We start from the raw sequence: 25,387 nt of genomic DNA on the forward strand, positions 1-25,387 counted from the left end.
GAGGTTGGGATCACATGCCCTTTACACCCCCACGATTTGCACTTGTCATGGCGCTTGCGATCAGCGCCGCCAGCCTTCAACACGCCCAGGCGCGGGGCGATATCGAATACCGGCCGTACCATTTCCAACCCTATGAGGCGCTTGATAATGAGTGGGCCGACGCAGCGTCTGAAAAAGCCGAGCCCATCGACGGTTACCTCACTCAGCGCGCCACCACGCACAATGGCCTGCAGCTCGCCAAGGCCCTGGAACCTGCGCTGGTTCAGTTGCTGGAGTCCGGCGAACTGACCTCCGAACAGATCAAAGCCCTGGAAAAATTCGCCGACGCGCTGGACAAGCAGCCCGGCGGCATCGGCGCGGCCCTTGAGCAATTGGCCGCCAGCCAGAACGCCAACCTCGCCGCCGCGACCCAGAACACCACGCAGCAACTGAGCAGCCAACTGTTGTCGATCCTGCGCACCCTGCCCGCCGATGACGCTGGCCACTTCTGGGTGCAAAGCCTGGGCAACGACGGCACGCTCGACAAAAAAGGCGGCAGCGCCGGTCTGAAACATGGCACCCAAGGCCTGTTGCTGGGGGCCGACTGGGCGCTGGACCACGCCTGGCGTGTCGGCGTGATGGGCGCCAAGTCCAGCAGCCACCTCGACGCCGCGCGTTTTTCCGCCGACCTCGACAGCTGGCACCTGGGCAGCTATGCCGTGCGGCAGGACGGCCCGTTGGCCCTGCGCCTGGGAGCGATCTACAGCAGCCATGACGGGCAGAACAAGCGCAGCGTCAAGTTGCTCGATTACACCGAGCAGCTCAGGGCCAATTACAACGCCAACAGCCAAACCGTCTTCTCCGAAATGGGCTACCAATTGGGCACTGCGGATTTGAGCGTGGAACCCTTCGCCGGCCTCGGTTACCAGCGCTATCACCGCGACGGTTTCAAGGAGCGGGGTGGCCTGACCGCGCTGAACGTCGGCTCGCAAAACCAACAGAACCTGAGCAGCACCTTCGGTCTTCGCCTGGCGTCGCTATATCGGTTCGATAACCAGATGAGCCTGGCCCCCCACCTCAGCGCCAGTTGGAAACACCTGTACGGCGACGTCGACAGCCGGGTCAGCCAATCCTTTCGCGCTGCGCCGGGGCTGATTGACAGCTTCACTGTCCAGGGCACGTCGCTGGACCGCGACAGCCTGAACGTCCGAGCCGGCCTGGACCTCGCACTCTCGCCGCAACACACCGTGGGCCTGACCTACGCCAGCGAAACAGGCAACCATAGCCGCAACCAGGGCCTGATGGGCCAATGGCAAATGCGGTTCTGAGCCCACGCTGCGCGCGCCGCCAAATTACGGGCGAAAAAAAAGGGGAGCACCTGCTCCCCCGAGGATTAAACGGTAGTGTCGAAGGCTGGATCAGCCTTCGATTTCAATCAGGATTTCGCCAGGGTTCACCCGGTCGCCCTTGGCTACATGAACGGCGGTCACCTTGCCGGCAATCGCGGCCTGCACTTCGGTTTCCATCTTCATCGCTTCGGTGATCAGCACCGCCTGGCCGGCCTTGACGACGTCGCCTGGCTTGACCAGCACGTCGACGATATTGCCCGGCATCGTGGTGCTCACATGGCCTGGCTCGGTGGCTTGCTTGCGCTTGCTGCCGCCCCCGCCGACGAACTCGTTGAGCGCTTCGAACACCACTTCTTCGGGCATGCCGTCGATGGACAGGTAGAAGTGACGCTTGCCTTCAGCTTTCACGCCAACACCGGTGATGTCGACGCGGTAGCTTTCGCCGTGGACGTCGATGACGAACTCGGTCGGTACGCCTTCGCCACCCGCACGGGCCACGCCGCCGGCTTCCGGGATCGGCAGCAACACTTCCGGAGTCAGGGTGCCGGCGTCGCGTTCTTCGAGGAACTTGCGACCAATGTCCGGGAACATGGCGTAGGTCAGCACGTCTTCTTCAGATTTGGCCAACGCACCGATTTCGCCGCGCAGCTTGTTCATTTCCGGCTTGAGCAGGTCGGCCGGGCGCACGTCGATCACGTCTTCGCTGCCGATGGCCTGGCGACGCAGTTGCCCGTTCACCGTGCCCGGCGCTTTGCCGTAGCCGCCTTGCAGGTAGAGCTTCACTTCGTTGGTGATGGTCTTGTAGCGCTCACCGGCCAGCACGTTGAAGAACGCCTGGGTGCCGACGATCTGCGAGGTCGGGGTGACCAGCGGCGGGAAGCCCAAGTCTTCACGCACCCGCGGAATTTCAGCCAGCACTTCGCCCATGCGGTTGAGTGCGCCCTGCTCTTTGAGCTGGTTGGCCAGGTTGGAAATCATCCCGCCCGGCACTTGGTTGACTTGCACGCGCGTGTCGACTGCGGTGAATTCACTTTCGAACTGGTGATACTTCTTACGCACCGCGTAGAAGTACAGGCCGATTTCCTGCAGCAGTTCCAGGTCGAGGCCGGTGTCGAATTCGCTGCCTTTAAGGGCGGCGACCATCGACTCGGTGCCCGGGTGGCTGGTGCCCCAGGCGAAGCTGGAGATCGCGGTATCGATGTGCGCGGCACCGTTTTCGATGGCCTTGAGTTGGCACATCGCAGCCAAACCCGCCGTGTCATGCGAGTGGATGAACACCGGCAGGCTCTGCTCGGCTTTCAGTGCCTTGACCAGCTCGCCGGTGGCGTATGGCGTGAGCAGGCCGGCCATGTCCTTGATCGCCACCGAGTCGCAGCCCATGGACTCCATTTGCTTGGCCTGGGCCACAAACGCGTCGATGGTGTGTACCGGGCTGGTGGTGTAGGCGATGGTGCCCTGGGCGTGTTTGCCGGCGGCCTTGACCGCTTCGATGGCCACGCGCAGGTTACGCACGTCGTTCATCGCGTCGAAGATGCGGAACACGTCGATACCGTTGACGGCGGCCTTGGCGACGAAGGCTTTGACCACGTCGTCGCTGTAGTGGCGATAGCCCAACAGGTTCTGGCCGCGCAGCAGCATTTGCAGGCGGGTGTTAGGCAACGCAGCGCGCAATTTGCGCAGACGCTCCCACGGGTCTTCTTTCAAAAAGCGCACGCAGGCGTCGAAGGTCGCGCCGCCCCAGACTTCCAGGGACCAGTAGCCGACTTTGTCGAGCTTGTCGCAGATCGGCAGCATGTCGTCGGTACGCATGCGGGTGGCCAGCAACGATTGGTGAGCGTCGCGCAGGATGGTGTCGGTGACAAAGATCTTCTTGCTCATTGTTATATTCCTCACAGGCCTGCGTGGGCGGCGATGGCGGCGGCGATGGCCAGGGCCAGCTCTTCGGGTTTGCGCTTGATCGAGTAGTTGGTCAGCTCAGGGTGGCTTTCCACGAAACTGGTGTTGAACTGGCCGCTGCGGAATTCCGGGTTGCGCAGGATTTCCTGGTAGTAGGCGGCGGTGGTCTTCACGCCTTGCAGGCGCATGTCATCCAGGGCACGCAGGCCGCGGTCCATGGCTTCTTCCCAGGTCAACGCCCACACCACCAGTTTCAGGCACATGGAATCGTAGAACGGCGGGATGGTGTAGCCGGTGTAGATCGCCGTGTCGGTACGCACGCCGGGGCCGCCGGGCGCGTAATAGCGGGTGATCTTGCCGAAGCTGGGCAGGAAGTTGTTCTTCGGGTCTTCGGCGTTGATCCGGAACTGCAACGCAAAACCACGGTGCTGGATGTCTTCCTGCTTCACCGAGAGCGGCAGGCCCGAGGCGATGCGGATCTGCTCGCGAACGATGTCGATCCCGGTGATTTCTTCGGTGATCGTGTGTTCCACCTGCACCCGGGTGTTCATCTCCATGAAGTACACCTCGCCCTCGGCGAGCAGGAACTCCACGGTGCCGGCGTTTTCGTAACCCACGGCCTTGGCTGCGCGCACCGACAGGTCGCCGATGTAGGCGCGCTGTTCAGGGGTCAGTTGCGGGCTCGGGGCGATTTCGATGAGCTTCTGGTTACGGCGCTGGATCGAGCAATCGCGCTCGAACAGATGCACCACATTGCCGAAGCTGTCACCGAGGATCTGCGCTTCGATGTGCTTGGGGTTGACGATGCATTTTTCCAGGAACACTTCCGCCGAACCGAAGGCCTTGGTGGCTTCGGAGATCACGCGGGGGAAGGCTTGTTCGAGTTCTTCACGGCTGTTGCAACGACGAATGCCGCGACCGCCGCCACCGGAGGTGGCCTTGAGCATCACCGGGTAACCGATGCGGTCGCCTTCGGTGAGGGCTTCGGCGATGTCGGCGACGTTGCCTTCGGTGCCGGGGGTGACCGGTACGCCGGCCTTGATCATGCTGCGGCGCGCTTCGGTCTTGTCGCCCATGCGGCGAATCACTTCCGCGGATGGACCGATGAATTTAATCCCACGTTCGGCGCAAATGTCCGCCAGTTCCGCGTTTTCCGAGAGGAAACCGTAGCCGGGATGCAACGCATCGCAACCGGTTTCCACGGCCAGGTTCACCAGCTTGCGCGGGTTCAGGTAACCGGCCAGGGGCTCGGCGCCGATGCTGTGGGCCTCGTCGGCACGCTTGACGTGCAACGCGTGGCGGTCGGCGTCGGAATAGACCGCGACCGAGCGAATGCCCATCTCGGCGCAGGCACGCACGATTCGCACGGCAATTTCACCACGGTTGGCGATCAGGATCTTTTTTATCACTTGGAAATTCCCTTGAGCCGATTGCTGCGTTCTTCGACCCGCTAGACTCGGGTCGGCGCGTGACTAAATGTTTCAAGCCAGTCGCGAGGCACACACTAAGCCTGCTGAGGGATTAACAAAAATCAATAATTATTGGGTCATGCATAAGTAAAGACTTATAGTTGGCGGACCGGACGCCGCCAAGAGGCTTTAAAAAATGCGTAAGTCATTGATGAGACTGACATTACGTCAACTGCAGATCTTCAATGAGGTGTGTGATTTGCGCTCCTACAGCCGGGCGGCCGAGGAAATGTCCCTCACCCAGCCGGCCGTCAGCCTGCAAATTCGTCAGCTGGAAGAGCTGATCGGCCAGCCGTTGTTCGACTACGTCGGTAAGAAACTTTACATGACCGAGGCGGCCGAAGCGCTGCAACGGGCCAGTCGCGATATTTTCGGACGCCTGGAAAACCTCGATATGCAGCTGTCGGACATGCAGGGCTCGCTGCAAGGCCAACTGAAACTGGCGGTGGAGTCCAGCGCCAAGTACTTCGTGCCGCACCTGTTTGCCGCGTTCAAGCGCCAGCATCCGGAGGTGCAATTGCATCTGACGGTGGTCAACCGCGCCCAGGTGATCCGTCGACTGTCGGACAACCGTGATGACTTGGTGATCATGTCCATGGTGCCCCAGGACATGGGCCTCGAATTCCTGCCGTTCCTCAACAACCCGATTGTCGCCGTGGCGCTGCCCGACCACCCCTTGAGCCAGCAAGGAGCGCTGCGCCTGCGCGACCTGGAGCCTTACACGCTGCTACTGCGCGAACCGGGTTCCGGCACGCGGCTGGCTTGCGAGGAGTACTTCAAGGAAAAACGCGTTCACTTCAACCAGACAGTGGAAGTCGCCTCGGCCGAGGCGCAGCGTGAATGCGTGTTGGCCGGGTTGGGCGTGGCCTTGTTGACACGCCACGCCCTGAACCTGGAACTGGCCACCGGCGGGCTCAAGGAGCTGCCGGTGGAAGAACTGCCGCTGTACCGCAGTTGGTGCCTGGTGCAGGCCAAGGCCAAGCGCCTGTCACCGGTGGCCCATGCGTTCCTGGGCTTTATCCGCAGCGAGCGGGTGCAAATCAGCGTGCTGGCTGAGCGCTTCGCTGGGCAGCCGCGGGTGCCTGCCAGTGCAGTTCCGGGTAGTCCGTGATGCTTTGCAGCAATTGGCGTTGATCACAGCGGTCTTCGATTGCGCGACGGAACGCCATGCGGCGCTGGTCTTCCTGCTGACGACGGGTCTTGACGGAGCTGTTGCTATCTTCGTAGGGCCGGGCCATTTGGAGTCTCCCAATGCGAGTGCGGGGAGTTCAGAATGGGCGCGAGGGATGACGGTTTGGCGGCGCGGGGATGACAGGACGATGAATCTTCTGGACAGGTGAGACATGCACATATGAGAGGGGGCTTGCTCCCGATGGCAGAGTGTCAGTCGATGCATATGCGACTGAACCACCGCTATCGGGAGCAAGCCCCTCCCACATTTGGATCGCTGTATCGCGCTCAGTCGTCGAGGGCTTTGACGGACTTGGGCGACAGACGAAGGCTGCGCAGGCTGCGCTTGACGCTCTTGAGGTGGTTGACCAGGCTCGGCCCGCGCGCCATGGCCACGCCCATCGCCAGCACGTCGATCACCACCAGGTGGGCGATGCGCGAGGTCAACGGGGTGTAGATTTCGGTGTCTTCGTGGACATCGATCGCCAGGTTGACCGTGGACAGTTCCGCCAACGGCGTCTGGCTCGGGCACAGGGTGATCAGCGTGGCGCCGCTTTCACGCACCAGGTTGGCGGTGATCAGCAAGTCCTTGGAGCGGCCGGACTGGGAAATACAGATGGCCACGTCGGTCGGCTTCAACGTCACGGCCGACATCGCCTGCATGTGCGGGTCGCTGTAGGCCGCCGCCGTAAGCAGCAGTCTGAAGAATTTGTGCTGGGCATCGGCCGCCACCGCACCCGACGCGCCAAACCCGTAGAACTCGACACGCTGGGCCTGGGACATCGCCGTCACGGCCTTTTGCAGCGCCACCGGGTCGAGCTTCTCGCGCACTTCCATCAGGGTGTGCAGCGTGGTGTCGAAGATCTTGAGGCTGTAGTCGGCGACGGAATCGTCTTCGTGAATCGCAAACTGCCCGAAGCTCGCGCCGGCGGCCAGGCTTTGGGCCAGCTTGAGTTTCAGGTCCTGGAAGCCGGAACAACCGATGGCACGGCAGAAGCGCACGATGGTCGGCTCACTGATGCCCACGCTGTGGGCCAGGTCGGCCATGGAACTGTGCATTACGGCCGCAGGGTCAAGCAGCACGTGGTCGGCAACCTTGAGTTCCGATTTGCGTAACAGGTGGCGCGACTGGGCGATATGTTGCAACAGGTTCAAAGGACAGGACTCTTGTTATTGGCAGACGCCAGGGATGTAGCAAGCTTGTAGTTATACTACAAGAATTGCCGTTTTGCCCGTCCGATGCATCACTAAATCGCCCTGCTGCCCTTTGAATCTAAGGGCAGCCAAGTTGTAGCCACAAAGGCTGAAGGCACGCCTCTAGGAAAAATCCGCATTCTTCCGTAACAAATCTGCCAGCCCTTCGGCCTTCATCGGCCGGCTGATCAAGTAGCCCTGCACCTCATCGCAACGCTCCCGGCGCAGGAAATCCAGCTGCTGCTGATCTTCCACACCTTCGGCCACCACCTTGAGCGCCAAACCGTGGGCCATGGCGATGATCGCACGGGTAATGGCCGCGTCTTCCCGCCCCTGGCCGAGGCCGCGGATGAAGGTCTGGTCGATCTTCACGTAGTCCACGGGAATGCGCTTGAGGTAACTGAGGGACGAATAGCCGGTGCCAAAATCGTCGATGGCCAACTTCACCCCCAGGTCGCGCAGTTGCTGGAAGGTGGCGATGATGTGCTCGACACTGTCGAGCAGTTGGCTTTCGGTCAGCTCCAGCTCCAGGTATTGCGGGTCCAGGCCGGTTTCTTCCAGCACCTGGCGCACCAGGCTGACCAGCTTGCCTTGACGCAGTTGATGCACCGACAGGTTCACCGACACACGTATCGGCGCCAGCCCCTGACGCTGCCACTCACAAGCCTGCCAGCAGGCCTGGCGCAGGACGAATTCGCCCAACGGCACGATCAGGCCGGTTTCTTCGGCCAGGCCGATGAAGTCGCTTGGCGGCACCGTGCCCCACTGCGGATGCTCCCAACGAATCAACGCCTCGGCGGCGTTCAGTTTGCCGCTGGCCAGGCACAATTTCGGTTGGTAGAACACCGACAGCTGGCGCTCGTCGATGGCCTTGCGCAGCTGGTTTTCCAGCTGCAAACGCTCCAGGGTGCTGGCTTGCAGGCTGTCGGTGTAGAACTGGAAATTATTCCCGCCCAGGTGTTTGGCGTGTTGCATGGCCATGTTCGCCTGGCTGACCAACGCCGAAATTTCCCGCGCATTATCCGGAAGCAGGCTGACACCCATCGAGGCGCTGACCACCAATTCATGCCCTTCCACCGTCACCGGCACGCGCAACTTGGCCAGCAGGCGCGTGGCCACCCGCGCCAGGCTTGAGAGGTTGCCGTAGGCATCGAAAAGCACGGCGAACTCATCCCCGGACAAACGCGCGATGGTGTCGGCCTCGGGCAGGGCATTGATCAAACGTCGCGCCATTTTTTGCAGCAATTGGTCGGCGACGTCATGGCCCAGGCTGTCGTTGAGCAACTTGAAACGGTCCAGGTTGATATGCAGCAACGCCAGGCTGCGCCCGCCCTGGCGCACCCGCTGATGCGCTTCGCGCAGCCGCTCGCGAAACAGCGAGCGGTTGGCCAGGCCGGTCAATTCGTCATAGTGCGTGAGGTAGCGCATGCGCTCCTCGGATTCACGCCGCGCCGAGAGATCGGCGAAGAAGCCTACGATATGGCTGACGTTTCCTCGAATATCGCGCACCACGTTCAGTTGCAGCCACTGCGGGTACAACTCGCCGTTCTTGCGCGTTTCCACCAGCTCGCCCTGCCAGGTACCGTGACTGAGCAGCGCCTGGCGGATCAGCGGAAAGTGCCGCCGGGCGTCGCGGCTGCACGGCAACTCCACCACATTGCGCCCGAGCATGTCGTCGATATCAAAGCCGGTGACGCGACTGAAGGCCTGATTGACGGCGAGCAGCGCGCAGTCCGGGTCGAGGATCACAATACCTTCGCTGGCCGCTTCGAATACGGTCGAGGCCAGGCGTTGCTGTTCCTCCAGCGCCTTGCTTGCGCTGATGTCGCGGCGCGTGCCGAGCATGCGCGTCACGCGACCGCTGGGCGCACGCTCCACGGCGCGGCCGCGGTCTTCGATCCACACCCAGTGGCCATCGCCATGGCGCACCCGGTATTCCACCAGATAGTCCTCGCTACGGCCCTTGAGATGCTCCACCAGGGCACGCTTGAGCAGCGGCAAGTCGTCGGGGTGCAGGCGCGGTTTGAGGTGGCTGAGCATCGCCGTGACGAACTCGGGCTCCAGGCCGAACAGTTCCTTGAGCTGGGTGTGGTGGACTTCGTCGGTTTGCAGGTTCCAGTCCCACAGGCCCAGTTCGCTGGCTTGCAGGGCCATCGCCAGGCGCGCTTCGCTTTTATTCAGGGCCAGGCTGGCGGCGTCCAGTTCCTGGCTGCGTTGCGCCACGCGGTCCTGCAGGCCGATTTGCGCTTCGCGCAGTTCCTGCTCGACCTGGCGGCGTTGCTCGACTTCGCGCACCAGCTCCTGATTCAACTGTTCACTGCGCTGCTGTGCCTGTTGCAGATGCTCGATCAGCGCCTGGTTCTGAAAGCGCCGCAACAGCCCGTGCTGGATCAGGCGGTTGACCTGCCACGCCACCACACTCAAGGACGCCAGCAGGATCAGGCCGAGTACACCCCAACCCTGTTGCTGCGCGGCGCCGTTCCAGAAGAGATAGACAATGGCCGGCACCAGGCACGGCAGCGCGAATGACAGGAACGCCGGCAGGCTCACCGCATAGGCAACGCTGGCGGACAACGTCGCCGCGCCGATCAGGCCGAACACCCAGGCTTGCTGCGTAAAGCTGTCTGCCGGCACCAGGGCGATGGCGGCGATGGCCAGGGTCAGGCCGCTGACCGCCGAGCCGAGCATGAACATGCGCCGCCAGATCGGTTGGGCCTGGCGGCTGGGCATCGCCGAGTCGAAGGCGGCCACCTGGATCACGCGCAGCGCGACCAGCGCCAGCAGCCAGACCAGCCAGATGCTGTCGAGCAGGTAATGTTTGGGGTTCCAGATCAACCAGGCACAGACCAGGCCGTTGACCAGCATCAATAAGGTCGGCAGCAGCGAACCCTGGTAGAGCAGGCGCGTGCGTTCGACCGCCATCTCGGTAGCGTAGTGTTTTCGGATAACCTGCGCGGGCGCCGCCATGGGGCTAAACAGGTCGGTGCTGAGGGTCATAGGCAGTGTTCTTATAATGGTGAGCCCGAAACGTCGACGGAGCATACACAAGCAAGCGCTCGGGCCAAACTGCTGCGCGTCATAAAAACCAGCGAGGCGTACCGCGCAAACCTCGGGGCCAGACGGCTTGAGCGAGACGCGGCGCGGCCTGTGGCCCATGACCAACCAGTCATCAGCCCCGCCGGAACGCGTGCCCGCCCCGGCACGCGCCGCAGGTTTTCCGTCGGCCATCCGCCAATGGGATTTGCCCCACTCCCCCGCGGGCCATAGAATGCGCCGATGCGCGATGATCTCTCCCTTTTGCTGAATTCCCTCAACGATGCCCAACGCCAGGCCGTAGCGGCCCCCGTTGGCCGTCAGTTGGTCCTGGCCGGTGCTGGCTCCGGTAAAACCCGAGTGCTGGTACACCGTATCGCCTGGTTGATCCAGGTCGAGAACGCGTCCCCGCATTCGATCCTGTCGGTGACCTTCACCAACAAGGCCGCTGCCGAGATGCGCCACCGCATCGAGCAGTTGATGGGCATCAGCCCGGCCGGCATGTGGGTGGGCACCTTCCACGGCCTGGCGCACCGCCTGCTGCGGGCGCATTGGCAGGAGGCGGGCCTGACCCAGACCTTCCAGATCCTCGACAGCGATGACCAGCAACGCCTGGTCAAGCGCGTGATCCGCGAGCTGGGCCTCGACGAACAGCGTTGGCCGGCGCGCCAGGCCCAGTGGTTCATCAATGGCCAGAAAGACGAAGGCCTGCGCCCGCAACATATCCAGGCCAGCGGCGATTTGTTCCTGGCCACCATGCGCAGCATTTATGAAGCCTACGAAGCGGCCTGCGTGCGCGCCGGCGTGATCGACTTCTCCGAGCTGCTGCTGCGCGCCCTCGACCTGTGGCGCGATAACCCCGGCCTGCTGGCCCATTACCAGAAACGCTTCCGGCACATCCTGGTCGACGAGTTCCAGGACACCAACGCCGTGCAGTACGCCTGGTTGCGCCTGCTGGCCAAGGGCGGCGACAGCCTGATGGTGGTGGGCGACGACGACCAGTCGATCTACGGCTGGCGCGGCGCGAAAATCGAGAACATCTACCAGTATTCCGAAGACTTCCCGGACGCGGTCACCATCCGCCTGGAGCAGAACTACCGCTCCACCGCCGGGATCCTCAAGGCCGCCAACGCCTTGATCGCCAATAACACCGGGCGCCTGGGCAAAGAGCTGTGGACCGACGGCGGCGAAGGCGAAGCGATCAACCTGTACGCGGCGTTCAACGAGCACGACGAAGCGCGCTACGTGGTGGAAACCATCGAAAGCGCATTGAAAACCGGCCTGGCGCGCAGCGACATCGCGATTCTGTACCGTTCCAACGCCCAATCGCGGGTGCTGGAAGAAGCCTTGCTGCGCGAGCGCATCCCGTACCGTATTTACGGCGGCCAGCGCTTCTTCGAGCGCGCCGAAATCAAGAACGCCATGGCCTACCTGCGTTTGCTGGAAGGTCGCGGCAACGATGCGGCGCTGGAGCGGGTGATCAATATCCCGGCCCGCGGCATCGGCGAAAAAACCGTTGAAGCGATTCGCGACCATGCGCGCCACGCCGATGTGTCGATGTGGGAAGCCATGCGCTTGCTGATCGCCAATAAAGGCCTGACCGGCCGTGCTGCCGGGGCGTTGGGTGTGTTTGTCGAGCTGATCGAGAACCTGGCGGCCAAGTGCGCGGACATGCCCCTGCATTTGATGACCCAGACCGTGATCGAGCAGTCCGGGCTGATTGCCTATCACGAAGCGGAAAAAGGCGAGAAAGGCCAGGCCCGGGTGGAAAACCTTGAGGAACTGGTCAGCGCCGCCCGCGCGTTTGAAAACACCGAGGCCGATGAAGAACTGACCCCGCTCGCCGCGTTCCTCGGCCATGCGTCGCTGGAAGCCGGTGATACCCAGGCCGATGAGCATGAAGACAGCATCCAGCTGATGACCTTGCACAGCGCCAAGGGCCTGGAGTTCCCGTATGTGTTCCTGGTGGGCATGGAAGAAGGCCTGTTCCCCCACAAGATGAGCCTGGAAGAGCCCGGCCGCCTTGAGGAAGAACGCCGCCTGGCCTATGTGGGCATTACCCGGGCGATGCAGAACCTGGTGATGACCTACGCCGAGACCCGTCGCTTGTATGGCAGCGAGACCTACAACAAGGTGTCGCGCTTCGTGCGGGAAGTGCCGAAGGGGCTGATCCAGGAAGTGCGCCTGTCCAACAGCGTCAGTCGCCCGTTCGGCGGCGGCCAGCAGCAGAACTCCAGCAGCCTGTTTGCCGGCTCCGAAATTCCGGAAACCCCGTTCAGCCTTGGCCAGCAGGTCAAGCATGCGATCTTCGGCGAAGGGGTGATCCTCAACTTCGAAGGCGCCGGCGCCCAGGCACGGGTGCAGGTGAACTTCGCCGAGGGCAGCAAGTGGCTGATGATGGGTTACGCGAAGCTCGAAGCGGTCTGACACGCTGACCCCTTCCCCCTGTAGGAGCGAGCTTGCTCGCGAAAAACCCTCAGACAACGCGTCTCATCCAGGATGCCCGCGTTATCGTTGGCGATCTTCGCGAGCAAGCTCGCTCCTACAGACAGAAGGACGGTTCAGCATGAAGGTTTCGCGTCCACCCTTGTTTTTGACGCGTGTGGGCCAATATCTGTAACTAGTCCTACAGACCCTTCGGATTCTGTCTTACGCAAAAGCCCGAAACATTATGTCGCTAGCCACTGTCACGACACCTGTGCAACATGGCGCGCGTGCAATCCACAAATGGGAATTCCCTTTATGAAACGTTTTCTTAGCATCGCCATGGCGCTGTGCATTGGCCTGACGATGAGCCTCGATGCCAACGCCAAACGCTTCGGTGGCGGCAAAAGCATAGGCTCGGCACCGACTCACCAGACCAGCCAAATGGCTCCTTCCGCCGGCGTCGGCGGTGCTGCCGCCACTGCCGGCGCGGCCGGTGCTGCAGGCGCAGCCGCCAAGGCCGGCGGTGCTTCGCGCTGGTTGGGCCCTCTGGCCGGTATCGCCGCCGGTGGCCTGCTCGCATCCATGTTCATGGGCGGCGGCTTCCAGGGCATGCAGATCTTCGACATCCTGATCATGGCGGTCATCGCCTTCCTGATCTTCCGCTTCATCGCCGCCCGTCGTCGCAAGCAGCAGGAGCACATGGCTCCAGCCGGCGCGCCGATGCAGCGTGAAGTGTTCGAGCAGAAGCCAGCCATGGGTTCGATCTTCGGTGGTTCGGCCGCGCCTGCTGCTGCCCGCCCGGTGATCAATGCGCCGGCCTGGTTCAACGAAGAGCGTTTCGTCGAAGCGGCCCGCAGCCACTTCCAGTCCCTGCAGCAGCACTGGGACGCCAACGAAATGGATAAAATCTCCGAGTTCGTGACCCCGCAACTGCTCGAGTTCCTCAAGCGCGAACGCGCCGATCTGGGCGACGGCTTCCAGTCGACCTACATCGACGACCTGCGCGTGCAGCTCGAAGGTGTGGACGATCGCGCCGACAAGACCATCGCCACCCTGACGTTCAGCGGTGTGTCGAAGACCTCGCGTTTCGACCAGGGCGAAGTGTTCAGCGAAAGCTGGAACATGGAACGCGCCCAAGGCGACAACCAGCCTTGGCTGGTCGCCGGTATCCGCCAGAACGGCTGATAGCCACACGCTTGAACAAGCCGTAAGCAAAACCCCGGACATGTTCCGGGGTTTTCTATTTCACGGTTGCACTTATAGCGAGCTACTGTATAAAACGCCCCTGTAAACCGCGCCATCTAGCAAGAGGATCCCGGCCGTGGAAGAAGTCATCGAACAATTGCGTGAAGCCAACGAACCGGTTCCGGTTCCTCTGGAACTGCCTGATGAAGACCAACTGGTGGAAATCGAGGAACAGCTGTTCATCGACATCCCGTTTGTCTTCCGCGAATTCCTGCTAACTGTCAGCGATGTGGTGTACGGCAGCCTGGAACCGGTGACCGTCACCGACCCGCAGTCCCACACCTACCTGCCGGATGTGGCGGCCAACGCCTGGGATGCCGGTGTTGACCGCAGCATGATCCCGATCTGCCAGGACGGCGACGACTACTACTGCGTCGAAGAAGACGGCACCGTGGTGCTGTGGTGCGGCGAAGAAGAACTCGTCACCGAAGAAACCTGGGAGTCGGTGTGGCACTGGGCACGGGACGTCTGGCTGGAAAGCTGACACCTGCGGCTCGCGCGCGGGGCGGCCCAGCCTCCTCAGTGTTCCGGCGTATCCTTGTGGTTATCCAGAGTCTCCAGCAAAGCGACCTGCATCCGCGTATGCACGCGGATGAACCACCGCCAGAGCACGGCCGCCACCGCCGCCGCGACCACGGCGATCAGCACCAGCAACTTGTTGGTCGGCAGAATACTCGCCGACAACGCCGCCAATAGCAGGAAGATCACCAGCAGCGACAAAATCGGGATCACCTCGGCGATCACCCGACGCACGCGCTGGGTATGCCGCCCGGCCATTTCCGGCTTGACGCTCATCTCCGCCAGCAGCATCGACAGCGCCTTGAGCTTGCGGTACGCCGCAATCAGGAACGGCAGCGACAACAGCAACGCCGCGCCCCAGATCAACGCCTTCTGCCAGCTTGGATCACTGATCCAGCCCTCCAGATACCCGCCGATTCGCAGCGCGAAATAACTGCCGGTAAAGAAGATCGCCACCACCAGCGCCAGGTTCACCCCCACTTGCAGCACGATTTTGCGGATCATCGACGCCAGCAGCGCCCCCTCGCCGTGGGGCTGAATGCTGCGCAGCCATTCGCCATAGAGGCCAAATACCCGGCTCATGCGCTTGGGCATCACGGCGGCAATCTTCAGCGACAATGGGTCGGCGCCGCGAATCAGGTATGGGGTGAGCAATGTGGTGATCGCCGACACCGCGACCGCCACCGGGTAAAGGAAGTCACTGGTCACCTGCAAGGTCATGCCGAGCGCCGCGATGATGAAGGAAAACTCACCAATTTGTGACAGCCCCATCCCAACGCGCAACGATGTGCGGCCGTCATTGCCGGCGATAAACGCGCCCATGCCGCAGGACAACATCTTGCCCAGCACCACGGCCACGCTGATCACGGCAATCGGCCAGGCATATTGCAGCAGGATCTGCGGGTCGATCATCAAGCCAATGGCGACAAAGAAGATTGCGCTGAACATGTCGCGAACCGGCTCGATCAGGCGCTCGATCTTAATCAACTGGCGGGATTCGGCCATGATCGCGCCGATCAGGAACGCCCCCAGCACCATGCTGTATTCCAGCTTGACCACCAGCAGGCAAAAACCGAAACACAGGCCCAGCACGGTGATCAGCAGCATTTCATTGCTGTCGAACCTGGCCACGTAGGCCAGCAAGCGCGGCACCAGCAAAATCCCTATGACCAGCGCGACGATCATGAACAGCGAGAGCTTGCCGACCGTGGAAAACACCTCGCTGGAGCTGACCGTGCCACTGACGGCGATGCTCGACAGCAAGGCGATGATGCCGATGCCGAGGATGTCCTCGACGATCAGCACGCCAAAAATCAGTTGGGCGAAGCGCTGGTCTTTCATCTTCAGGTCGTTGAGCGCCTTGACGATGATGGTGGTCGAGGAAATCGCCAGGATCGCGCCGAGGAACAGCGAGTCCATGGTGTTCCAGTCGAACCAGCGGCCGATCTCGTAGCCGATCCAGATCATCAGCACGATTTCCAGGAAGGCCGCGATAAACGCCGTGGCTCCCACCTTGAACAGCTTGCGCAGGCTGAACTCCAGGCCCAGGCAGAACATCAGGAAGATCACCCCCAGTTCGGCGAGGGTCTTGATGGTGTCTTCATCGTGGATCAGGCCGAACGGCGGCGTGTGGGGGCCGATGATGAACCCGGCGACGATGTAACCGAGCACCACCGGCTGCTTGAGGCGATGAAACAGGATAGTCACGACCCCAGCCACCAACATGATCACGGCCAGATCCTGGATAAAGCTGATGGCGTGCATGGCGAGGGGCTCCTTGAGGGTACTGGCGCTTTTCCCACGTCCACCGCACCTTTGAAACTTCGTAAAGAGCGGAAGGAAAAGTCTGCCTTGATCGTAAGAAATGCCCTTAGAAAGGCTTTTGAAGGTTAACACCGCGACTTCCGCCGAAAAGCCGGTGCAATATATGGAAACAGATCGCTGCAGGCGTGACGGCAAGCCGCCTACCGGCGTCCCGTAAGAGATGGCGCTGCAATGACTCGAGCATCCACAGAGGTGCCTCCCCACCAATGCCTAACCCGTGAGTGTGCTATGGAACCCGGAAACGCCCAGCTGTCGATGACGGTACTGATGACCCCTGATATGGCCAACTTCTCAGGCAATGTCCATGGCGGCACCCTGCTCAAGTACCTCGACGAAGTGGCCTACGCCTGCGCGAGCCGTTATGCCGGGCGTTATGTCGTGACCTTGTCGGTGGACCAAGTGATTTTTCGTGAACCGATCCACGTCGGCGAGTTGGTGACCTTCCTCGCATCGGTCAACTACACCGGCCACACCTCGATGGAGGTGGGCATCAAGGTGGTGACCGAAAACATCCGCGAGCGCTCTGTGCGCCATACCAACAGTTGCTTCTTCACCATGGTCGCCGTGGACGACCAGCGCAAACCCGCCGCCGTGCCGCAACTGCAACCGCACAACAGCGAAGACCGCCGCCGGTTTGCGCAGGCGCAGCAACGCCGGCAGATCCGCCAGGAGTTGGAAAAGCGCTACCAGGAAATCAAAGCCGACGCACTGTAAGCCCCGAGCTGTATACCCAAGCAAAATGTGGGAGGGGCTTTGCCCCCTCCCACATTGGGTTTTGTGTAGTTACAGGCCGATCGGCGTGGCCTCGAAACGCACGCGAGGATGGGCGATGCGATCCTGGGCACGCACCAGCTCCAGTTCATAACTGGCGCAGGCCTGGGTTTCCAACAGCACTTCATGCACCGCCGCCGCGGTGAACTCGAAAGCGGCCACCAGGCTGTCGCCCAACAATACCCGCGCCAGGAACAACCCTGAGGTCAGGTCGCCCACGCCCACCGGCTGGCGGGGAAACGCCAGCAGCGGCCGACGCAGGTGCCAGCTGCCTTCGGCTGTCACCAGCAGCATCTCAAAGCCTTCCGGCAATTTGCCGGGGTAATCCAGGTGCTTGACCAGCACGGCCTTGGGCCCGCGTGCCAGCAGGGCTTTGGCCATGCCCAGGCAGTCGAACAGCGATTGCGGCTTGCGCCCGGAAAAGCTGTCCAGTTCCAGCTGGTTGGGGCACAGGAAGTCGGCCATGGCAGCGGCTTCGTCCAACAGAAAATCACTGACTTCCTGCGGCACGATGCAGCCCTTTTCCGGGTGGCCCATCACCGGGTCGCACAGGTACAGGGCCTTGGGGTTGATCGCCTTGATCCGCGCCACGCCGGTGAGGATCGCCCGGCCCTGGGCCGCGCTGCCCAGGTAGCCGGAGAGTATGGCGTCGCAGTTGCCCAATTCACCGATGGCCGCAATGCCTTCCACCAGCGCTGGAATCTGCTGCGGCGCTAACACTTCGCCCGTCCACTGGCCATACTGGGTGTGGTTGGAGAATTGCACCGTGTTGAGCGGCCACACGTTCACCCCGACCCGCTGCATGGGGAACACGGCGGCGCTGTTTCCGGCGTGGCCAAAGACCACATGAGACTGGATCGCAAGCAGATGAGGTGTGCGTTTCATGCAGGGGATTTCCGTAAAACCATTGAAATTCTGGTCGCGCAGTATGCGACCAAACACAGCCTGTACGACAGGCCGACGACACAGTTAAGCTGCTCTCACTTCGTTGGAGTTTTTTCGCATGCTGACCCTGGGAAACATCTTCGTGTTGATGCTGCTGGCGACCGGCGCCGCCTGGGTATGGCACAACCACGGCCTGCGCGAGCGCGCGTTGGAGCGGGTCAAGCAGCATTGCGCCAAGCTCGATATCGAGTTGCTCGACGGTGCCGTGGCCCTGAAACGCATCGGTTTTGTGAAGGATGCCAAAGGACGGCGACGCCTGGCGCGCATCTACAATTTCGAATTCACCGTGACCGGCGAAACCCGCCACCCCGGGACCATCACCCAGTTCGGCGCCCACAGCGCGCAGATCGAACTGGCGCCCTACCCGTTCGAAATCAAGACGCCGCTACCCAGCGCCGACGTGATCGAACTCAGCCAGTGGCGCCAGGACCACGCCAAGCACCGTCAATGACGGCAGGCCGCCAGCGTCTGCTGTAGCGCGGCCACGTCCTGTGGCGCGCTGAAAATCAGTTCGATACGCGAATCACGCCGCCATTCGCTGGGTTGCCAGACGAGTGGGCTGTTATCCACAGCGTTGCCGGAGATCCAGCCGTCGGTGCTGTGGATAACCAGTTTGGCGCGACGCCAATCCAGGCGTGTCAGCCATTGCGCCAGGCGCTGGTGATCGAATGACTGGCTCGGATGCCAGCGCCAACCGATGCTCCAGCCGCCCTCCTGGGCCTGGCTCAAGCAGATCGGCAACGCAGGATCGCTCCACACCGCCGGCATTTGCGCCACGCCCTTGGGCGCCACGAAGTTATCCACAGCCGCTGCAGCCTGTGCGTTCAGGCCTGGCAAAAGCTGCAGTGGCAATTGCGCCTGACGCGTCCAGTAAAACGGAACCTCGACTAACTGCCGTTCGATCGCCTCGCGCTGTGCGGCGTCCAGCGCCTCATCCTTGTTCAGGACCAACAGGCCGGCGCTGGCGAGTGCTTCGCGCTGCGCCTCCGGCAATGGTTTGCCCGCCGCCAGGGCTTGCGCATCCAGCACCAGCACGCAAGGCTGAACCGCGAGCACATCCTGCCATGGCGCCTCGCGCAATTGCTTGAGCACCTGCACCGGGTGCCCGAGCCCCGAAGGCTCGATAAACAGGCGGTCAGGCTTGGCCTTACGCAGCAAGCGACCCAGTCCGACCTGGAACGGCGCACCATTCACACAGCACAAGCAGCCACCCGCCACTTCGCCCAGGGCAATGCCGTCGTCGGCCTGGGTCAGCAAGGCCGCATCCAGACCGATCTGCCCGAATTCGTTGATCAACACCGCCCAGCGCTCGTTGGCCGGGCGTTGGGCGAGCAGGTGTTTGATCAGGCTGGTCTTGCCGGCGCCCAGGGGCCCGGCAATCACATGAGTAGGAATGTTCTGCAGCATAGAGGGCATCATTCAAGCCGTGTAGAGCGTTTGATCCTACGCGGTTATGCCAGCCAATCCAGCGTCAGAATTAACCGTCGCTCATCGGCTTTAAGCTGCGGCGAGCGGTGAATCAGGCCGTGAGCTTCGTTGCCATGCCACTTCGTCCCTTTGAGCAATGCCACTTCGCCGCAGCGAATCTGCTCGATACGCTCGCTGGGCTCGGCATCCGCCTGGCCCAACTGGCGGCGGTCCATCACGCCTTCGCGCAACCATTGGCTGCCGATGCCGGCATACGTGGTGATCAGGCGCACGGGCACATGGTCGACGTGAAAGCGCGGGCACATGGCTTTGTCCAACAGGCGCAAACGCACGCCGATCCGACGGGCGCCAAGCAGGCAGGCAAACGCGCCGATCAGCCACGACACATCGGCGATAAACCCTTCGTAACCCTCAAGATCGCGGCAGCAGGCGGCTAATCCCTGCACGTTCGGCACCGCGTCGTCGCTGGACAACTCGATGACCAACGACTCGGCCAACGGCTCGTCGAGCGCCACCAGCAAGGCGCCGAACTCGGCGATGTGCAACGGCAATTGGCGCTGCCACAGCGCCAGGTTGACGCCGTCTTCGAGAATCTCGGACAGCGCCAGCGGGGTGTCGCCGCAGGTCTGGCGGATCACCGGGCGCAGGGGGATGAGCGGTGCCAGCATCAGGCCGCCGCCTCTTCATACCAAGGGCCAAAAGGATCGGCCAGCAAGCGCCATGCGTCGACGCCCAGGGCCATTTCTTCATCGGTCAGCAGGCAGGCGTCCAGTTCGGCACGCATCTGCGCGAAGTCGATGTTTTGCCCGATGAACACCAGTTCCTGACGGCAATCGCCGGTGCTTGCTTGCCAGTGGCCCATGATCGCGGCGACGCTTTCTTCGTCCTGCGGCCACTGGCTTTTCGGCACAAAACGCCACCAACGTCCGGCAAAGCCATGGCGCATCAGGCCGCCCGCCTGGGACCAACTGCCGGCGTCCTGCGGCTTGCTGGCCAGCCAGAAAAAGCCCTTGGAGCGCAGGAGTTTGCCGTTCACCCAAGGGCGGTCGATAAACTCGAAAAAGCGCTGCGGATGGAACGGACGGCGCGCGCGGTAAGCCGTGGAGGCGATGCCGTACTCTTCGGTTTCCGGCACATGCTCGCCGCGCAGTTCCTGCAGCCAGCCGGGGGCCTGGGCGGCACGTTCGAAGTCGAAGCGGCCGGTGTTGAGGATTTTGTTCAGCGGCACTTCGCCCATGACCATCGGAATGATCTCGGCCTGGGCGTTCAGGCGTTCGAGGATGGCCATCAGTTCCTCACGCTCGTGGCGGCCGATCAGGTCGATTTTGCTGATCAGGATGACGTCGGCAAATTCGATCTGCTCGATCAACAGGTCGGTGATCGAGCGTTCGTCTTCTTCGCCAAGGGTTTCGCCCCGCGACGCGAGGCTTTCGGCGGCCTGATAGTCGAGCAGGAAGTTCATGCCGTCGACCACGGTGACCATGGTGTCCAAGCGCGCAATATCGGCCAGGCTCTGCTCGTTTTCATCGCGAAAGGTGAAGGTTTCGGCCACGGGCAACGGTTCGGAGATGCCGGTGGATTCGATCAACAGGTAATCGAAGCGACCATCCCTGGCGAGTTTTCCGACCTCTTCGAGCAGGTCTTCACGCAAGGTGCAGCAGATGCAGCCGTTGCTCATCTCCACCAGTTTTTCTTCGGCGCGGTTGAGGGTGACGTCGCGCTGCACCTCGCCGCCGTCGATGTTGATTTCGCTCATGTCGTTGACGATCACCGCCACCCGCAGGTTGTCGCGGTTGCGCAGGACATAGTTGAGCAGCGTACTTTTACCGGCGCCGAGAAAGCCGGACAACACGGTAACGGGGAGACGATTGGGCATCAGGTCATTCTCATCAGGCCGCCCGTTCAAGCCGGGCTGTACTTAATGTTATATTATAACAACACAAATAAGCCAATCCCCCGCTTGCTCATCATGACCAACGGAGCAATGCTGGCGCCTGTCTACGTCGAGAAAGCCTATGAAATATCTACTCTGTAGCCTGCTGTTGCTCATCACGACCCAGGCCTGCGCCCAAGTGCCGCGCCTGTCGGCCAATTGCACGCGCAGCGCCAACCTGCTGGCCTGCGTCGATCCGCTGGGCAATGCCTACAGCGTGGCGACGGTTGGCAGCACCACGTATCTGCGCGGTTTCGAGGCGATCGGCAGGCGCTATTGGGCGCAAACCAACAGCCGCTACGGGCAACTGACGTTCTTCACCGGCTTGGCCTCGGACGGTGAAGCGTGGGTCGGCTACACGCGGCGTGTGGGCTGGACCACAATCAACCGGTTTTCCAGCTCCGGTGGCGCCAGCGCCACGTTCACCTGCAGCCGTGTGACCGGCTGTTAGGCCTGGTTGTGTTTCTGTTCCTGGACCCAAGCCATGTAGCTGTTCACCGGCGGGTTCTTCTGGAAATAGCGCTGCAGGCCGAGGAACAAACCCTCCGCCACCGCCTGTTGATGCCGCGCCGTGACCAGCCGCGCACTGTCCCGCGCATTGGAGATAAACCCGGTCTCCACCAGGATCGACGGGACATCCGGTGACTTGAGCACCGCGAATCCGGCCTGTTCCACACGCTTTTGATGCAACGAGGTGATGCCTTCCAGGCTGCCCAGGATCGAGCTGCCCAGTTGCAGGCTGGAGGCGATGGTGGCGTTCATCGACATGTCGAGAATCACCCCGGCCAGCATCGGGTCCTTGTCCTTGAGGTTCAGCAGACTGGTGGCGCCCAGCAGGTCGGCGCCGTTTTCCCGTTGCGCCATGAACCGCGCCGTGGCCGAGGTGGCACCGCCTTCGGACAAGGCATACACCGAAGCCCCCGACGCGCTGATCCGTGGTGCCGCATCCGCATGCACCGAGATAAACATGTCGGCGTTGTGTTTGTGGGCGATCTCCACGCGCTTGCGCAGCGGCACGAAGAAGTCATCGTTGCGCACCAGCTTCACATCGAACCCTTTCTCGCGCTTCAAGCGTTTGGCCAGCAATTGCGCAATGGACAGCACCACGTCTTTTTCGCGCTGGCCCTTGGAACCAATGGCGCCGGGGTCCTTGCCGCCGTGGCCGGGGTCGACCACCACGATGATGTCGCGCTTGGGGTGCGCCCTGTCGACCAGCGGTCTGGGTGCGGCCGCTATCGGGTGAGGCACCTGGGTGGCGCTGGTGAGATCAAGCACCAGGCGGTGCCCTTGCCCATCCTGGGGCGGCAACAAAAAGCTGGTGAGCTGCATCGGCGTGGCGAGGTCCAGCACGATGCGCGTATCCGCCTTGCCGAAGTGCCCGGAGCGAATCGAGGTGATCCCGCTGTTCTTCAAGACCAACTGAGAGAAGTCGCCACTGAGCCCGGCGCCGCTCAGGTCGATGATCAGGCGTTCCGGCGCGGTCAGGGAAAAAGTCTTGTAGTTCACCGGGCCACTGAGGTCGAACACCAGCCGCAGCTTGTCGTCCGAGCGCCACAGGCGGGCGTTGCGAATCTGCGTGGCCGACGCGGTGAAGGGCAAGGTGAACAGCGGGCTGACCAGGAGCAGGTTGAGGAGCTGACGTCTGTGCATGACAAATACCGCAAATAAAGGAGCGTCCTTACTCGACATGACTGAAAAAAGGCCGGAGCAGAAAATTCATCGTCGACTCAATCGTTATAATATAACATGTCTTTTTTATCGCCAACGATGGACCTGCTCATGAATGCGCTGACTCTGCCGGATATCGCCGCGCAGGCTTCACGCCAAGCCTTGCCGCTCGACTGGGTGGGCATGTGCGGCATCGCCTTGCCTATTTTGATCGACGACCAACGCCTCGCCGCCACGGCCGATGCCGGCGTCAGCCTGGACGACGGTGCCGCCCGTGGCATTCATATGTCGCGCCTGTACCTGGCGCTGGAGATGCTCGACCAGCAGCCACTGACTCCGGCACTTCTGCGTAAGGTACTGCAGCGTTTTCTCGACAGTCATGAAGGTTTATCTAATAACGCCTACCTGCGTATCCACACCGATCTGCTGCTCAAGCGCCCGGCATTGGTCAGCCCACTGGCTGGCTGGAAGGGCTACCCGGTGAGTATCGAAGCGCGCGTGGAAAACCAGATGTTCCACGTGGAACTAAACATCGAGGTGACTTATTCCTCAACCTGCCCGTGCTCGGCGGCCCTCGCCAGGCAGTTGATTCAGCAGCAATTTCTCGAAGATTTCGGCAACACGCCGTTGCAGCACGCCGATGTGCTGAGCTGGCTCGGTAGCGCCAACGGCATCGTCGCCACGCCCCACAGCCAGCGCAGCAGCGCGCAACTGCGCGTCCAGTTGCGCGGCGAGCAGCTGGCGCTGACCGAGTTGATCAATACCGCCGAAGCCGCCCTCGGCACCGCCGTGCAAACCGCGGTGAAACGTGCGGACGAACAAGCCTTCGCCCTGGCCAACGGGCAGAACCTGATGTTCTGCGAAGACGCCGCCCGCCGCTTGAACCTCGCCTTGAAACGCTCGGATGCCGTCCAAGCCTTCCACCTCAAAGTGATCCACGCCGAAAGCCTGCACGCGCACGATGCCGTGGCTGAAAGCCGTTGGACGAGACACTCAGCATGATCACCTGCACCGCTTTGCGCTGGGGTGCCCCCGGCCAACCCCTGACACCCGCCGTGGACTTCACCCTGGAAACCGGCAGCCTTACCGGCGTGATCGGCCCCAACGGCTGCGGTAAAAGCAGCCTGCTCAAAGTCATCGCCGGCCTGCAAAAGCCGCTGGCGGGCAAAATCCGCGTGGATGTGCCGCGTCGCGGCGGCGTGTCCTTCCTGCCCCAGCAACAACACCTCGATCGGCAGTTCCCCATCAGCTTGCAAGAGCTGGTCGCCGCCGGTTTCTGGGGCACCCGACTCACCCCGCAACAACGCAGCGAACGTCTGCACGCCGTGTTGGAAGACTGGTGCCTCAGCGGCCTGGAACAGCGCCCGTTGATGGCCTTGTCCGGCGGCGAACTGCAACGCGCCCTGCTCGCCCGCATGAGCCTGGCCGAAGCGCCGGTGTTGCTGCTCGACGAACCCCACGCCGCCCTCGACGAAGACGGCCAGGCCCTGTGCTGGAAACATATCCACACCTGGCATGACGAAGGCCGCACGGTGGTCGTGGTCTGTCATGACTTGGCCTCCGTGCGTCAACACACCCAGCAAGTGGTGCAGATCAAAAGCACGGGCTGCCGGTTCGGGCCGAGCAAAGAACTGATCCGCCCGCAACCGCACATGCAGGTGGCCTGATGCACTTCACCGCCCACCTGTGGATGCCGTTTCTCGACTTCGTGTTCATGCGCCGCGCCTTGATCGGCGGCCTGGTACTCGCTTGCAGCACCGCGCCGTTGGGGGTGTTCCTGATCCTGCGGCGCATGAGCCTGATCGGTGACGCCGTCGCCCACGGCATCCTGCCCGGTGCCGCCCTGGGTTTCTGGTTCGCCGGCCTGAGCCTGCCCGCGCTGACCATCGGCGGCCTCGGCGCCGGCCTGAGCATGGCGGGGTTGGCCGCGTGGATCACCCGTCGCACCGGCCTGCGCGAAGACGCCAGCCTGGCCGCCATCTACCCCATCTCCCTCGCCGCCGGTGTGCTGATCCTCGGCCTTGCCGGCAAGCGCCTGGACCTGCTGCACCTGCTGTTCGGCTCGGCCCTGGCCGTCGACGAAACCACCTTGACCGGCATGCTCTGGGTCTCCGGTTTCAGCCTGGTCGCCATGGTGCTGATCTACAAACCGCTGCTGCTGGACACCCTCGACCCGCTGTTCCTGCAAACCGTCAGCCGCCTCGGCCCGTTGGCCCACGGGCTGTTTTTGACCCTGGTGGTGCTGAACCTGGTGATCGGTTTCCAGGCCATCGGCGCGCTGATGGTGGTGGGTTTGATGATGTTGCCGGCCATCGCGTCCCGCTTCTGGAGCCGGCGCTTGCCGGTGCTGATCGCAGTATCGGCAGTGCTGGGATGCCTGTCGGTGTGGCTTGGCTTGTTGCTGTCGTTCTACTACTCACTGCCCAGTGGCCCGGCGATTGTGCTGGTGGCTGGCGGTGGGTACCTGCTGTCCGTGATCTTCGGTCCGGTGCATGGCTTGCTGCGCCGCCCGCCCTTGCTGTCATCCCAATGAGGTG

22 protein-coding genes are annotated in these 25,387 nt (G+C 62.3%); 11 read left to right on the top strand and 11 right to left on the bottom strand.

The genetic code is table 11. The annotated features are described in order from the left end of the window. The first annotated feature begins 14 nt into the window (after window positions 1–14). On the top strand, window positions 15–1,307 hold the full coding sequence (locus RGV59_RS05425) for an autotransporter outer membrane beta-barrel domain-containing protein (protein ID WP_026140406.1): 1,293 nt from the start codon (window positions 15–17) through the stop codon (window positions 1,305–1,307). 90 nt (window positions 1,308–1,397) lie between these two features. On the opposite strand, the gene oadA is transcribed toward RGV59_RS05425, so the two are convergent. Beyond that, complete coding sequence (gene oadA / locus RGV59_RS05430; protein ID WP_126586287.1) at window positions 1,398–3,206, bottom strand: sodium-extruding oxaloacetate decarboxylase subunit alpha; 1,809 nt, start codon at window positions 3,204–3,206, stop codon at window positions 1,398–1,400. Between the two features lie 11 nt (window positions 3,207–3,217). Beyond that, window positions 3,218–4,633 carry an acetyl-CoA carboxylase biotin carboxylase subunit gene (locus RGV59_RS05435; protein WP_003213442.1) on the bottom strand — a complete coding sequence of 472 codons (1,416 nt, stop codon included), beginning with the start codon at window positions 4,631–4,633 and terminating at the stop codon, window positions 3,218–3,220. 196 nt (window positions 4,634–4,829) lie between these two features. On the opposite strand from RGV59_RS05435, the gene RGV59_RS05440 reads away from it, so the two are divergent. Beyond that, window positions 4,830–5,804, top strand: coding sequence for a LysR family transcriptional regulator (locus tag RGV59_RS05440; protein ID WP_126586290.1), 975 nt, complete (start codon window positions 4,830–4,832; stop codon window positions 5,802–5,804). Here the strand turns inward: RGV59_RS05440 and RGV59_RS05445 are convergent. From RGV59_RS05445 to RGV59_RS05455, 3 genes are all read right to left on the bottom strand, one after another. Further along, window positions 5,734–5,931 carry a PA3496 family putative envelope integrity protein gene (locus tag RGV59_RS05445; protein WP_079444958.1) on the bottom strand — a complete coding sequence of 66 codons (198 nt, stop codon included), beginning with the start codon at window positions 5,929–5,931 and terminating at the stop codon, window positions 5,734–5,736. The two genes, RGV59_RS05440 and RGV59_RS05445, sit on opposite strands and share 71 nt — an antisense overlap. Before the next feature lie 220 nt (window positions 5,932–6,151). Next, window positions 6,152–7,018, bottom strand: coding sequence for a transcriptional regulator HexR (hexR, locus tag RGV59_RS05450; protein ID WP_017850032.1), 867 nt, complete (start codon window positions 7,016–7,018; stop codon window positions 6,152–6,154). Between the two features lie 162 nt (window positions 7,019–7,180). Next, window positions 7,181–10,054 (bottom strand): EAL domain-containing protein, encoded by a 2,874-nt coding sequence (locus tag RGV59_RS05455; protein ID WP_126586292.1) that lies wholly within the window; start codon window positions 10,052–10,054, stop codon window positions 7,181–7,183. Window positions 10,055–10,333: 279 nt separating this feature from the next. Between RGV59_RS05455 and uvrD the strand changes: the two genes are divergently transcribed. From uvrD to RGV59_RS05470, 3 genes are all read left to right on the top strand, one after another. After that, complete coding sequence (gene uvrD, locus RGV59_RS05460; protein WP_126586293.1) at window positions 10,334–12,517, top strand: DNA helicase II; 2,184 nt, start codon at window positions 10,334–10,336, stop codon at window positions 12,515–12,517. Between the two features lie 315 nt (window positions 12,518–12,832). Further along, window positions 12,833–13,702, top strand: coding sequence for a Tim44 domain-containing protein (locus RGV59_RS05465; RefSeq protein WP_017850035.1), 870 nt, complete (start codon window positions 12,833–12,835; stop codon window positions 13,700–13,702). A 136-nt stretch (window positions 13,703–13,838) separates the two neighbouring features. After that, window positions 13,839–14,246, top strand: a complete 408-nt coding sequence (locus RGV59_RS05470; RefSeq protein WP_017850036.1) for an SMI1/KNR4 family protein — start codon at window positions 13,839–13,841, stop codon at window positions 14,244–14,246. A gap of 35 nt (window positions 14,247–14,281) precedes the next feature. On the opposite strand, the gene RGV59_RS05475 is transcribed toward RGV59_RS05470, so the two are convergent. Further along, entirely contained in the window at window positions 14,282–16,045 is a 1,764-nt protein-coding gene (locus RGV59_RS05475; protein ID WP_126586295.1) for a cation:proton antiporter, read from the bottom strand. Window positions 16,046–16,333: 288 nt separating this feature from the next. Between RGV59_RS05475 and RGV59_RS05480 the strand changes: the two genes are divergently transcribed. Continuing rightward, window positions 16,334–16,819 (top strand): acyl-CoA thioesterase, encoded by a 486-nt coding sequence (locus tag RGV59_RS05480; protein ID WP_017850038.1) that lies wholly within the window; start codon window positions 16,334–16,336, stop codon window positions 16,817–16,819. A 69-nt stretch (window positions 16,820–16,888) separates the two neighbouring features. Here RGV59_RS05480 and pdxY read toward each other — a convergent pair whose 3' ends face one another. Beyond that, a complete protein-coding gene (pdxY, locus tag RGV59_RS05485; RefSeq protein WP_017850039.1) occupies window positions 16,889–17,761 on the bottom strand; it encodes a pyridoxal kinase PdxY in 873 nt (290 codons plus the stop codon). A gap of 118 nt (window positions 17,762–17,879) precedes the next feature. Between pdxY and RGV59_RS05490 the strand changes: the two genes are divergently transcribed. Next, window positions 17,880–18,272 carry a DUF3301 domain-containing protein gene (locus RGV59_RS05490; protein WP_017850040.1) on the top strand — a complete coding sequence of 131 codons (393 nt, stop codon included), beginning with the start codon at window positions 17,880–17,882 and terminating at the stop codon, window positions 18,270–18,272. Here RGV59_RS05490 and RGV59_RS05495 read toward each other — a convergent pair. The 3 genes from RGV59_RS05495 to zigA are packed head-to-tail and all read right to left on the bottom strand — an operon-like array spanning window position 18,266 to window position 21,125. Beyond that, window positions 18,266–19,228: a CobW family GTP-binding protein gene (locus RGV59_RS05495; RefSeq protein WP_126586297.1), complete on the bottom strand. Its 963-nt coding sequence runs from the start codon at window positions 19,226–19,228 to the stop codon at window positions 18,266–18,268. The genes RGV59_RS05490 and RGV59_RS05495 overlap by 7 nt on opposite strands. 44 nt (window positions 19,229–19,272) lie before the next feature. Beyond that, window positions 19,273–19,917: a DUF1826 domain-containing protein gene (locus RGV59_RS05500; protein WP_126586299.1), complete on the bottom strand. Its 645-nt coding sequence runs from the start codon at window positions 19,915–19,917 to the stop codon at window positions 19,273–19,275. Next, window positions 19,917–21,125 carry a zinc metallochaperone GTPase ZigA gene (zigA, locus tag RGV59_RS05505; protein WP_017850043.1) on the bottom strand — a complete coding sequence of 403 codons (1,209 nt, stop codon included), beginning with the start codon at window positions 21,123–21,125 and terminating at the stop codon, window positions 19,917–19,919. Before zigA ends, RGV59_RS05500 begins: the two co-directional genes overlap by 1 nt. 139 nt (window positions 21,126–21,264) lie before the next feature. On the opposite strand from zigA, the gene RGV59_RS05510 reads away from it, so the two are divergent. Then, window positions 21,265–21,633, top strand: a complete 369-nt coding sequence (locus tag RGV59_RS05510; RefSeq protein WP_017850044.1) for a hypothetical protein — start codon at window positions 21,265–21,267, stop codon at window positions 21,631–21,633. On the opposite strand, the gene RGV59_RS05515 is transcribed toward RGV59_RS05510, so the two are convergent. Next, window positions 21,630–22,832: an N-acetylmuramoyl-L-alanine amidase gene (locus RGV59_RS05515; protein ID WP_108525799.1), complete on the bottom strand. Its 1,203-nt coding sequence runs from the start codon at window positions 22,830–22,832 to the stop codon at window positions 21,630–21,632. The genes RGV59_RS05510 and RGV59_RS05515 overlap by 4 nt on opposite strands. A gap of 129 nt (window positions 22,833–22,961) precedes the next feature. On the opposite strand from RGV59_RS05515, the gene folE2 reads away from it, so the two are divergent. The 3 genes from folE2 to RGV59_RS05530 are packed head-to-tail and all read left to right on the top strand — an operon-like array spanning window position 22,962 to window position 25,383. Further along, window positions 22,962–23,852, top strand: coding sequence for a GTP cyclohydrolase FolE2 (gene folE2, locus RGV59_RS05520; protein WP_126586301.1), 891 nt, complete (start codon window positions 22,962–22,964; stop codon window positions 23,850–23,852). Then, a complete protein-coding gene (locus tag RGV59_RS05525) occupies window positions 23,849–24,517 on the top strand; it encodes a metal ABC transporter ATP-binding protein (RefSeq protein ID WP_126586303.1) in 669 nt (222 codons plus the stop codon). Before folE2 ends, RGV59_RS05525 begins: the two co-directional genes overlap by 4 nt. Further along, a complete protein-coding gene (locus tag RGV59_RS05530) occupies window positions 24,517–25,383 on the top strand; it encodes a metal ABC transporter permease (RefSeq protein WP_017850048.1) in 867 nt (288 codons plus the stop codon). Before RGV59_RS05525 ends, RGV59_RS05530 begins: the two co-directional genes overlap by 1 nt. The last annotated feature ends 4 nt before the right edge of the window (window positions 25,384–25,387 follow it).

The sequence above is a fragment of the Pseudomonas sp. FG1 genome, assembly GCF_034313875.1.
In the GTDB taxonomy this organism is placed as follows: domain Bacteria; phylum Pseudomonadota; class Gammaproteobacteria; order Pseudomonadales; family Pseudomonadaceae; genus Aquipseudomonas; species Aquipseudomonas veronii.